The following is a 4,986-nucleotide window of genomic DNA, read 5'->3' as shown; positions in this document are numbered from 1 at the left end:
TCACCAACTAGCTAATCAGACGCGGGTCCATCTCATACCACCGGAGTTTTTCACACCGTACCATGCGGTACTGTGCGCTTATGCGGTATTAGCAGTCATTTCTAACCGTTATCCCCCTGTATGAGGCAGGTTACCCACGCGTTACTCACCCGTCCGCCACTCGGTAAATAAAAATCCATCCGAAAACTTCATCTTATTTACCTCGTTCGACTTGCATGTGTTAGGCACGCCGCCAGCGTTCATCCTGAGCCAGGATCAAACTCTCATGTTATAAGCTTTTACTTATACGAGGTCCTTCACGAGTATTACGTAAAAGCTCAGTTCGAAGCCGAAGGTTTCGAACTTCCTCGTTGAGTTGTCCAGATCCAAAATTTAGCTTGGCTAATTTTAAACCGTTCTACTGTTTTGTTAGGTTTTGTTCTGAATGTTCTCATTCATGGTCTAAACCAAAGACCATTTTTATAAGAATTTTCAGGGTTTTACATACTGTTCAGTTTTCAAGGAACTTTGTTTCGTTGTCGTTTTCGTTCTCAGCGGCAACTTGTTTATTCTATCATACCGTTTCCGGTTTGTCAAGAACTTTTTAAAACTTTTTTCGAGTGATTAAGAAGTTTTCTTAATGACTCTTAATAAGTTTTGCCCTGTCGCTCAAGGCGAGTATTATAATATCAAATCCCCACGGAAAAGTCAACCTCTTTTTCCAGTTTTTTTCAAAGTTTTTTTCTTTTGTATGTGCAATATCTACATTTTGTTATTACCCCTGTTTATAAATACCATATGTGGATAATCTATCAAATAAGCAGTTATTCTGTGGATCTTATCCCCAACAGAACAACTGCCTCTACCATTCACTTGCTTTATAATCACACGCAAAAGCCCAACCTGAATTGAATTCTCCGGCAGAAATTTTGTCTCTCAGTCCCTATATTTACCGCTAACATTGTAAGTGCAAACACGCATCAAACCGTTGCAGTCAATTTTTCTCCTGATTTTCCACACTCTTTAATCAGTTTCTTCTCCCGGAAGTACCTGCAGCGCATCCTGTACCGTGAAGAATACCAGGTTATCCAGCCAGCCGCCCTGTTTTCGGTTCTGTGCTGCCGTCATGACCGGATATTGCAGAATGCTCTTCTGATGCGTATAGTTCAGCCAGGAATCGATCCACCAGTCCTTCTCTTTTTCCCTGATGCCATAAGATACGTATCCACGGCATCGCTCCCCGCGCCATGGCATCGAGAACTCTGCGAAGATACTGCTCGTCTCCCGGCTCTCATAAAACGGCCAGCTCTGCCCCATATCATAAGTCTCGTTTTCCAGAGACGCGTAATCCGCGGCATAGGAAATTTCCTTCTTATCATAAAGGACCTGTCCGGTCAGCCCGCCTTCTTCGAGCCAGCCACCATTCCGTTCCCGGCATGCCGGATATAGCTGCAAAGCCTCTGTACCACGAAAGCCCGGATCTTCATTCCACAGAAAATGATGGATGATCTTCCAGTGCCCTTCCTGCTCAAGTTCTACTGCAATTCCACTGAGTCTCAGTTCTTTATGAGGATACTCCCGCGAATACTGCGTGTAGCCTTCTGATCTTGTGACGATCTGCTCTCCGTCATTGATCGGATAATCCGTTTGCTGCAATCGTACCTGTCTGGCGTTCTTGCACGCTAAGAGATCTTCCTCCTTCAGATCATCCAGAATATCCTCCGGAAATCCAATCGAGACCAGATGCGTTTTTATCTCCTCGTATGCCGGATCCTGCGGTGCTTTCACCTCGTTCCATCTCATATGGTAGGAACCAAAGAATATGGTTCCGATTACAAGTCCTGCTGCGGTTAGAACAACTGCCCCTGCCGCACACTTCCCGTTGGAGACACGCATCGGAGGCTCTTCCAATACATACCCTGCCTTTTCCAGATTCTCAGCGGTATGTTTTAACTCCACAAGAATTCCAATATATGTCGCAAGAACAGCGATTCCAATGATCCAACCGCTGTCATTCATGTTCATAAGCAGTATAACGACTGCATACCAGATCACTAAATGGATCAGGATTTTGTTGTCCGCTTCCTTCTCCCGCTTTTTCAGCTCTGTCTGCATGCCGCAAAAAAAACAGGATGCTATGATCAGCGGCAATGCAAATGTCCATAAGAGCATGAATTGCCAAATATATGTATCATAAATTTGTCTTCTGTTGATAAAAGTTCCACTCACTATGGAAATCATTGTAATCACAACGTTGATCGCTGCCGCAGCATACCCCGCCTTAAACCATTTATCTTCCTGCTTCAATTTCCGTAATCCTGCAAATATCATAAGGATTCCTATGAACGGCAGAATATAATATAACAGAAGAAAATTCAGTTTGATCACGCAGAATCCCATCCCAACCAGAATATTCTCATACGTCTGCTTCCAGAGACTTGTCTTTTGATCCACCAGCTTATTTCCACCGTTTTCATTCTGGTCTTTTGAGAGATGTTCAGCGTTTTCCTGCGGACTCTCTTTCACACTCTGCTTCTCTGCACTCTCCCAAAACGACTCCTGCATCCAGATTCTGGTATCCATGTGATCCCTCCCTTTTATCTCAGTCGCGAAAACTCCCACCTCTTTCAGGTGGTATGTAACAGTAAATTTGTCTCGGTGGGCGTTAGGTCTCCGAACATCCGAAGTTTTTTCGTATCCACAACCGCCACAATCCAGTCCATATCATATTTCGACACGATCCAATCCTTCTATCTATAAATATACCATAACTTCTTCCGCTATCAATCCACCGCGCTCAGTTTTAAGAAAAATGTAATCTATGTGGCAATTTTATGGCATTCCGATTACATTCCTCTTACGTTTTCTTACACTTTGTTGCATCGTATTGTATTTTCTGATACTTTCTGATACTGTGAATTTAGCAAAAAGGAATGTTCCTTTATATGTAACAGGGAATTCCTCAAACTTTTTTGTTACACACGAAAATTTTGCAGCAAAAGTCAAGGTCCAGAAAGGAGTTTCTATGAATTTGAATCATCTGATCATCCCTATCACCATTGCAGTCATTCTGATTCTGATCCTTGTCCTCATCGTATGTGGATACGTGAAAGCTCCGCCGGATCAGGCTTATATTATTTCCGGTCTTAAGCATGACGCGAAGATCCTCATCGGACGTTCCGGAATCCGGATCCCGTTCTTTGAACGGATGGATCGCCTGTATCTCGGGCAGATGACCGTCGATATCAAGACGGAACAGTCTGTTCCGACAAATGACTTTATCAATGTCAATGTCGATGCGGTTGCCAAGGTACGGATCACCCCATCTCAGGAAGGGATCCGTCTGGCAGCAAAAAACTTCTTAAATAAGAAACCCGAGGATATCACCATGGATCTCCAGGATTCCCTTCAGGGAAACATGCGTGAGATCATCGGTACTCTCTCCTTAAAGGAGATCAATACCGACAGGGATTCCTTCTCTGATCAGGTTATGCTAAAGGCATCGAAGGATATGGATAAGCTGGGAATCGAGATCCTGTCCTGTAATATCCAGAATGTCACTGACGATAATGGATTGATCCGGGATCTTGGTGCCGACAATACCTCAAAGATCAAGAAGGACGCCGCGATCGCAAAAGCCCAGGCAGACCGCGATATCGCCATCGCCCAGGCAGAAGCGAACAAATCTGCCAACGATGCCCGCGTACTTGCGGAGACAGAGATCGCGGAGAAAAATAATGAGCTGGAGATCCGTAAGTCAGAGCTTCAGAAGCACTCCGACACGAAGAAAGCGGAGGCGGACGCTGCTTATGAAATCCAGAAGCAGGAACAGGAAAAAACGATCCAGACAGCTACCGTAAATGCCCAGATCGCAAAGGCAGAGCGCGAAGCAGAGCTTCGGAAGCAGGAAGTTGCCGTTCAACAGCAGCAGTTAGACGCGGAAGTCAACAAGAAAGCCGATGCGGAGCGCTACAAGGTCGAACAGGAAGCCGCTGCCATGCTTGCAAAACGCCAGCGTGAGGCGGAAGCCAGAAAATATGAGTTAGAAAAAGAGGCGGAAGCCATGCGTACAAAGGCAGATGCCGCAAGATATCAGGCGGAGCAGGAAGCCGCCGGAATCCGTGCCCGCGGTGAGGCAGAAGCGGCTGCGATCCAGGCAAAGGCCGTTGCGGAAGCGGAAGGTATGGAGAAAAAAGCAGAAGCTTATGCGAAGTACAATAACGCCGCTATCGTCGAGATGTTAGTTGGCATCATGCCGCAGATGGCCGCAGAGATCGCGAAGCCATTGTCCTCTATCGACAAGGTCAATATCTACGGAACCAGCGGTGCAAACGGCACAAACGGAAGCGGAGTCAGCGAGATCTCCGGAAATACAGCTGCTGTCATGCAGCAGGTGTTTGATACTATGTCTGAGGCCACCGGTGTGGATTTTAGGGATATTCTGAAGGCACAGACATATGACGCAAAGGTAAACAGGAACATCAATGTCAGCGGACTTACGATCCCAGCTGTACATCATGAACAAACTGCAGCTCCCGCAGACGCAGAACCTGAACCTGGTACTTCCGATTTAAGCTCCGGCACGGGTGATCCGGCAATACCGTCCACACCAGACGCAGAAACCGTTCCGGAGAACCATACCTTGTAATTACATTTTTTAGTCCTGCTCTTTCCCAAGCATGGTAAGTGCAGATTTACAGACTTATTCCAATCTTCATATCCATACTCCCCCTACTTACCCAGGCAGTGCCTCTCACAGGACACTGCCTGGGTCTTTTAACAACAGTTTGCAAGAATTCTCCCATCCTCTTTAGGTGGTGAGATGAATTGCCTTTTGGGAAAATCATGCAATATCTGGCATCTTAAAACTGCACATATCTGTGTACATAAATGAAAACAAGCATAGAAGAACAAATGTTCTAAAAGACATAGACAAACAAGTGTTCCTGTGTTATGATATAATCAGTCGAACGTAAAAGGAAAGGCTGATTTTATGAGAAAATTGGA

At 45.5% G+C, this 4,986-nt stretch carries 2 protein-coding genes and 1 rRNA gene (1 of these 3 only partly in view); 1 reads left to right on the top strand and 2 read right to left on the bottom strand.

The genetic code is table 11. From position 1 onward, the window contains the following. Together DXA87_RS17355 and DXA87_RS17350 are read right to left on the bottom strand one after the other, a co-directional pair. Positions 1–271: ribosomal RNA gene (locus DXA87_RS17355) — 16S ribosomal RNA — on the bottom strand (its annotated part extends 764 nt beyond the left edge of the window); the annotation flags it as partial. Positions 272–1,002: 731 nt separating this feature from the next. Beyond that, complete coding sequence (locus DXA87_RS17350) at positions 1,003–2,562, bottom strand: hypothetical protein (protein ID WP_117505539.1); 1,560 nt, start codon at positions 2,560–2,562, stop codon at positions 1,003–1,005. Between the two features lie 442 nt (positions 2,563–3,004). Between DXA87_RS17350 and DXA87_RS17345 the strand changes: the two genes are divergently transcribed. Beyond that, entirely contained in the window at positions 3,005–4,627 is a 1,623-nt protein-coding gene (locus DXA87_RS17345) for an SPFH domain-containing protein (protein ID WP_117505537.1), read from the top strand. The last annotated feature ends 359 nt before the right edge of the window (positions 4,628–4,986 follow it).

The sequence above is a fragment of the Desulfotomaculum sp. OF05-3 genome, from assembly GCF_003435535.1.
Lineage (GTDB): Bacteria > Bacillota > Clostridia > Lachnospirales > Lachnospiraceae > Pilosibacter > Pilosibacter fragilis.
This window is presented reverse-complemented; position numbering and strand designations above follow the sequence as displayed.